Annotated in this window: 5 protein-coding genes and 1 tRNA gene; 2 read left to right on the forward strand and 4 right to left on the reverse strand. The window is 35.6% G+C overall.

From position 1 onward, the window contains the following. The first annotated feature begins 141 nt into the window (after positions 1–141). The gene (locus EKM64_RS07795; RefSeq protein ID WP_125677325.1) at positions 142–1281 is read left to right on the forward strand and encodes a tyrosine-type recombinase/integrase; all 1140 of its coding nucleotides are present in this window, start codon (positions 142–144) and stop codon (positions 1279–1281) included. 251 nt (positions 1282–1532) lie between these two features. Here the strand turns inward: EKM64_RS07795 and EKM64_RS07800 are convergent. The 4 genes from EKM64_RS07800 to EKM64_RS07815 form a co-directional block, all read right to left on the reverse strand. Then, a tRNA-Ser gene (locus EKM64_RS07800) sits at positions 1533–1620 on the reverse strand. A gap of 25 nt (positions 1621–1645) precedes the next feature. Then, positions 1646–2164, reverse strand: a complete 519-nt coding sequence (locus EKM64_RS07805; protein WP_125677327.1) for an adenine phosphoribosyltransferase — start codon at positions 2162–2164, stop codon at positions 1646–1648. Positions 2165–2184: 20 nt separating this feature from the next. Beyond that, a complete protein-coding gene (recJ, locus tag EKM64_RS07810; RefSeq protein ID WP_125677329.1) occupies positions 2185–4494 on the reverse strand; it encodes a single-stranded-DNA-specific exonuclease RecJ in 2310 nt (769 codons plus the stop codon). A gap of 60 nt (positions 4495–4554) precedes the next feature. After that, positions 4555–5217, reverse strand: a complete 663-nt coding sequence (locus EKM64_RS07815) for a class A sortase (RefSeq protein ID WP_125677331.1) — start codon at positions 5215–5217, stop codon at positions 4555–4557. 175 nt (positions 5218–5392) lie between these two features. Here EKM64_RS07815 and galE point away from each other — a divergent pair, with 175 nt between their 5' ends. Next, positions 5393–6385, forward strand: a complete 993-nt coding sequence (gene galE, locus EKM64_RS07820; RefSeq protein WP_125677333.1) for a UDP-glucose 4-epimerase GalE — start codon at positions 5393–5395, stop codon at positions 6383–6385. Positions 6386–6500: the final 115 nt, after the last annotated feature.

Genomic DNA, 6500 nt, shown 5'->3' on the forward strand with positions numbered 1-6500 from the left:
CGGCTTTTTATTTTTAATGTCTAAAGAACATATGTGCCCCTGAATTTACAGTAATCCCTTAAATGTCAACTTAGAACGCAAAAAAAGCTTAAATATGGCTAAATCATTAAATAAATTTACATAAGAAAGGAAATTGTAATCATGGCAACAATTCATAAACGCAATGGAAAATGGGAATATCGCGTTTCCTATAAAGATCCTACTACTGGCAAATATAGAAATAAAACAAAGGGCGGGTTCGTAAGAAAAACAGATTGTGTTGAAGCTGCCCGAATAATCGAAATGGACAAATCAAACAATGTAAACTTATCTAAAAAAGAAGTCCTCTTCTCTGATTACTTTAAAGAATGGGTCAATACATACAAGATTGAAGGACGATCTAAATCTACCGTTAATCGATATTACTTCACACATAAAGTAATTAAAGAGAACTTTCCTGATGAGCGGCTTATTGATGTAACCAAAAAGGAATACCAAACATTCATGAATAAATTCGGAAAGAAAAGAACTTTGGTTACTATGCAGAAGTATCAATCCTTTATACATAAAATGGTTGTTGAAGCAATTGAGGAAGGCATTATCCACAAAGATTTTACTAGGAACGTTGAATTAATTGCAGGACGTGATTCAAAAAAAGAATCTGATAAATTTCTTGAGCCTGATGATTATGTCAATTTGATAAAGATCTCAAAAGCCAAATCTGGATATTCAAACATTTCGGCAACTATGATCTATCTCGCTACCGAAACTGGTATGAGATATGAGGAAATAACTGCCCTAACATGGGACAAGATTAACTTCGATGATTCTACTATTAGAGTTGATAAAGCCTACAGGCGTGATGAAATAGAGCTTCAAAAGACTAAGACACCTTCTAGTGTAAGAACACTCACTATATCCGATGAAGGTTTAGATGTACTAAAAAACTACAAACTTGAGCAGCAACTTTATTTCAAATCAATTGGCTACATTGATAAGGGCAACTTTGTATTTAGGACAAAATATAGAACCCTGGTTCAATCTAAAACCGTTAACGATTCCCTTAAAGATTTATTGACTTTGATCGGTGCTAAAAAGATGGTTAGTTTTCATGATATTAGACATACTCACATATCTTATCTAATGGACAACGGTATGAATCCGAAATTCGTATCGCAACATGCAGGCCACAAGGAGTTAAAAACCACTTTGAAGTATTATACCCATTTATTCAATAAGACCGCTCTTGAGCAAAATAACGAGCTGAAGGATATCTTTGATAACATAACAAAAGAGCATTAGCCTAATGATACCAACGACAAATAGTATTTTTTGCGCAAACCCATTTTTCGACAATTTCTCTTTGCGCAGGCTTTTTTTATTGAAATTGGTATACCTCTAAAAATCATCAAAATATCATTCCTGCGCAAAACTCTGCGCAAATAACATTTAAATTCTCCTACGTTTTTTATAAAGCAAAAAAAGAGGAACACCGTTAATTCGGTATTCCTCTAACTGTTTTTGAGAACTTTTGTTCTCTTTTGTTCTAAAAAAGGAGAGTACAGGATTTGAACCTGCGCGCCCGAACTAACGGGTTCGCCGGATTTCGAGTCCGGTGCATTACCACTCTGCCAACTCTCCATAATAGGGCATCCGCCCTGTTATATTAATACTGCATCAAGGTAAACATATCATACCCTTTAATTTTATCACGACCATGAAGGTCCTTCAATTCAATTAAGAAAGCTGTTCCAACAACTTCACCACCAAGTTTTTCAACTAAGTCGATAGTAGCGGCCAATGTGCCACCTGTTGCCATTAGATCATCTACTACTAATACTTTTTGACCAGGTTTGATCGAATCTGTTTGCATATACAAAGAACCTTGACCGTATTCGAGATCATATGTAACTGAAACTGTCTCACGAGGAAGCTTACCCTTTTTACGGGCTGGTGCAAACCCAGTTCCTAATTTGTAAGCGACTGGACAACCGACGATAAATCCACGAGCTTCAGGTCCAGCAATCATTTCTGCCCCACGGCTCTTAGCATATTCAACTATTTTATCAGTGGCAGCAGCATAGGCTTTACCGTCTAACATCAATGGTGAAATGTCACGAAATAGTACACCTGGTTCTGGGAAATCCGGAACATTAGCAACATATTTCTTAAAATCAATATCCATCTTAAATTTCTCCATTCAATCTAACTATGGCAATCATAATCACTCATCCAAGATAAAAGACTGCCGAAGTCAGACTCAATTAATATTTTTTCAACATCATTACGTTTCAATCTCTTTAAGTAAGTCGGAGATTCAATTAATTCACGTTGTTTTGAAGCATTTGCTTTTTCAACAAAACCATTTACTATTTTAACAAAATCCAGCTCAAAAAACACTTTTAAATAGAAATCCACATCACTTTTTTGAATTTTTAAATAATCTGCCACTGTTTGCATATCATTTTCGGCAATATTTTGGTGTGCATAAAGATATTTCAATAATACTTTCATTTTACTCATATCTGGTGTGAGGTAACGACTATTAAGATCAGTATGGAAATACAAAGCCGTATGCAAGGTCTTATTTTGCTTGATAAATTCTTTAAATAAATCAATATTATGTGGACGATCATATATCAAAATATTTTCACCATCACATGATTGATCATACATAACTAATTTAGCACTGGAGTCATGTCGTTTAACCGCTTCTAAATATGTTTCATTGAAGAAAACCACACTGTCAAACTTATCCAAGATCGAAGGTGCAATTCGCTTATCACGATAATCCAAGTAAATCGACTGCAATTGAGTCATCTTTTTAGCTTCAGATGAGACTTCAAAATCATCTAACATCAGTTGCAGATTTTTTCGACCAGCCCACTCATTTATGCCTAATTCACCATAAACATCACAGATATTAGTCGAAATTTCTTTGCCCTTTTGATACATTCCAAAACCAATGGCATCGACCTGATTATTATTAGATGTCACTTTAGTTTTAAGATGTGTACCATCTTTACCGATCGACTGAATCTGCGTAAGATTAACATTCTTAAGTTTTATAACCGGCTTAGGATTACCCATTCCGAATGGTGCCAAATTACTGATTGATTTGATCAAATCAAAATCCAGATCTGACACATTTAAATCTAGATCAAAAATTTCTTTTATAGAACCTTGGTAATCAAAATCCTGTTTATCAGGTTCCTGTTGTAATTTTTCAGTTAATTCTGAAAGTTTATCTTCGGCAACTGAAAAGCCACAGGCTTGCGCATGTCCACCAAAAGCTACGAATAAATCTCGGTAACTGTCCAGAGCCTCAAACAGGTTGAATCCTTCAGGGCTACGACCAGAACCTTTATAGATTCCAGAACCAGCTACCATTTGTAATACCAATGTTGGTTTGTGAGTCTGTTCCACCACACGACTAGCAACGATACCGAGAATTCCTTGATGCCAATCAATTCCACTAAGAACTAAAACACCATTATCTTTTTGAGCCTCGACTTGTGCTTGAGCGGCATCATAAACATCAGCAACAATACCCTGACGTTCTTTATTGATATCTTCAGTTTCATCAACTATTTCTTTGGCAAATCCAGTATCACCTGTCGTTAATAATTCTACCGCTGAAGAGGCATTAGCCAATCGGCCCAGTGCATTGATCCTTGGAGCAATTTTGAAGCCTATATCTTCTTCACTCATATTATTGGGCTTTAACTTACATTTCTTGATCAATTCACTTAGACCAACGTGATTATTTTCAGACATACGCTTGAGTCCTTCAGTTACGATAACCCGATTTTCACCTAATAAAGGAACCGAATCCGCAACAGTACCAATAGCAGCCAGATCAATGAACTCTAATGCGTCATCACCCAACAGTGCGTCAGCAATCTTAAAAGCCACACCAGCACCAGATAGATAAGGACAAACGTATTCAGAATCAGGAATGGTTGGATGCACGATTGCATCAGCCTCTGGTAATTCTTTTGGCAAATCATGATGATCAGTCACAATTACTTTAATACCTTGATCTTTAAGATATTTGATTTCATCTTTACCACTGACACCATTGTCAACTGTTATCAGCAAATCAATATTTTGCTCAGCCAAAAATTTGTAGACACTAAGATTGGGTCCATATCCATCTTTAAAACGATCAGGAATATAGAAAATAGGATCGATACCCAATTTTTTTAGGGTTAACTTCATGATAGAAGTACTTGTCACACCATCAGCGTCATAATCACCATAAATGGCTATTTTACTATTTGATTCAACCGCTTGATCGATTATTTCTAAAGCCTTATCCATATCATGCAGACCAAATGGATCTTGCAATGCCCCAATATCAGCATGAAGAAAATCCTCAATTTTTGCATCATCAGTCAAATCACGTTCTAATAACAATTCTGATAAAAATTTGTCAAAATTATGTTTTTTGGAAAAATCGTCAATCTCACTTGGCGACAATTCTTTTCTTTTTATCCAATTTTTAGAAACCAATACATCACCTACTATTACCTTATTATATATTAAGATAACAAAAAAATAAGCCTATTCGGCTTATTTAGAAAATACTGCTAAGGTCGTTTTATTTGCTGGAAGCGTTCTAACCAGTGAGCCTTGGATCGCCCAACGATTAGTTCCACCATCAGCACAGGTTATCAAAGTTAACATGATTTTATTTTCTTCGTCATCTAAAAGATAAACTGCGGTTGGAGCTACAATTTTTTTGTAGAAAACTTTATAGACGTAAACTTTTTTCATATTAGTTATGTAGGCCAAATCTCCCAATTGAACATTCTCAAGTGGTGAGAAAAGTGCTCCATTTTGAGTCATATAATGACCTGCTAAGGCATAATTACGCTTCCCCATCTTCTCGTCCTTCTTCATCGTTCCACCACCGGTTGAAAGGGAATCATCACTTAGGCCCTTTACAATAGGTAGATAAAGATTTACAGAAGGTACAGCCATCTTTCCGATTGGAGCAGCAGTATTTTTCACTGAAGCCTTAGCAACCTGTGAGGCACTTATAGGTTTAACTTTTTTGAAGTCATACTGACCTTTTTTCTTTTCATTACTTTTAACTTTTTTAGCAGTTAAAGAACTCATATGCTGTTCAGACATATAGTTAACGGCATATTCTTTAATCGGCTCGTTGAAGATCAATGCTAAAGCTATCAATAGTAATAAGATCGTCCCAAAAATTGAGAAGAATTTTTTCATGAGCTTCCAGTCCATTCGAGTAATTAGTTATATTAATCATAATAAGACATATTCAGTTAAAAGTTAAATTAAAAATCTAAACTTTTAAGGTTAGTCCAAGGTAATTCTGATAAATTACGATTATAAGCTATAATAGAATTATAAAAAGAGTCTAAATAATTTTGGAGGTGCTTTTATGAGCATTCTTGTACTAGGTGGAGCTGGATATATCGGTTCACACACTGTTGACCATCTTTGCAATATGGGTTATGACGTCGTAGTGGCCGATAATTTGGAAACGGGTCACAAACAAGCAGTCAATCAGAACGCCACTTTTTATCAAGGTGATATTCGTGACAGAGAATTTCTGATCAAAATTTTCCAAGAGGAAAATATTACTGATGTGATACACTTTGCCGCCTTTTCAATTGTACCAGAATCAATGAAGGATCCACTTAAATATTTCGACAATAACACTTATGGAATGATTTCTTTATTGGAAGTTATGCGTGATTTTGATGTTAAACATATTATTTTCTCATCAACAGCCGCAACGTATGGTGAACCTAAACAAATTCCAATCAAAGAATCAGATCCAACCATCCCAACTAATCCTTATGGTGAAAGTAAACTGGCTATGGAAAAAATTATCCATTGGTCAGAAGTCGCTTATGGTATCAAATATGTTGCTTTGAGATATTTCAACGTTGGTGGTGCTAAACCTGATGGTTCAATCGGTGAAGATCATAATCCTGAAACTCATTTGATCCCGGTTGTTCTTGAGGTTGCAGCTGGTCAAAGAAATAAATTAACAATTTTCGGTGATGATTATGATACAAAAGATGGTACGAACGTACGTGACTACGTTCATGTTGAGGACCTCGCTGAAGCCCATCGTTTAGCAATGGAATACCTACGTTCTGGTAATGATAGTGATATCTTTAACCTAGGTTCCTCGACTGGATTCTCCAACAAGGAGATTTTAAAATCTGCTCGCGAGGTCACTGGTAAAGAGATCCCCGCTGAAATTGGTCCTAGACGTGCGGGTGACCCCAGTACATTAATTGCCGACTCCACCAAAGCTCGTAAGATCTTAAAATGGAATCCAAAATACGATGACGTACATAAAGTTATTGAAGATGCATGGAATTTTAAAAAGCAACATCTTAATGGTTATAAAGAAGACTAACAAATATAATAAAAAAGTCGTATTTACTAGGTAAAGGTACTGAGTATATAATTTGATACAGATAAATAAGAGCACTTCTGAGAAAATAAATCTTGGAGGTGCTTTTGCTTTGACT

Source organism: Companilactobacillus keshanensis (genome assembly GCF_003946205.1).
Lineage (GTDB): Bacteria > Bacillota > Bacilli > Lactobacillales > Lactobacillaceae > Companilactobacillus > Companilactobacillus keshanensis.

Coding starts and splice junctions, on each gene's coding strand:
- EKM64_RS07795 (WP_125677325.1), top strand. CDS start 142: ATGGCAACAATTCATAAACGCAATGGAAAATGGGAATATCGCGTTTCC.
- EKM64_RS07805 (WP_125677327.1), bottom strand. CDS start 2,164: ATGGATATTGATTTTAAGAAATATGTTGCTAATGTTCCGGATTTCCCA.
- EKM64_RS07815 (WP_125677331.1), bottom strand. CDS start 5,217: ATGAAAAAATTCTTCTCAATTTTTGGGACGATCTTATTACTATTGATA.
- galE (WP_125677333.1), top strand. CDS start 5,393: ATGAGCATTCTTGTACTAGGTGGAGCTGGATATATCGGTTCACACACT.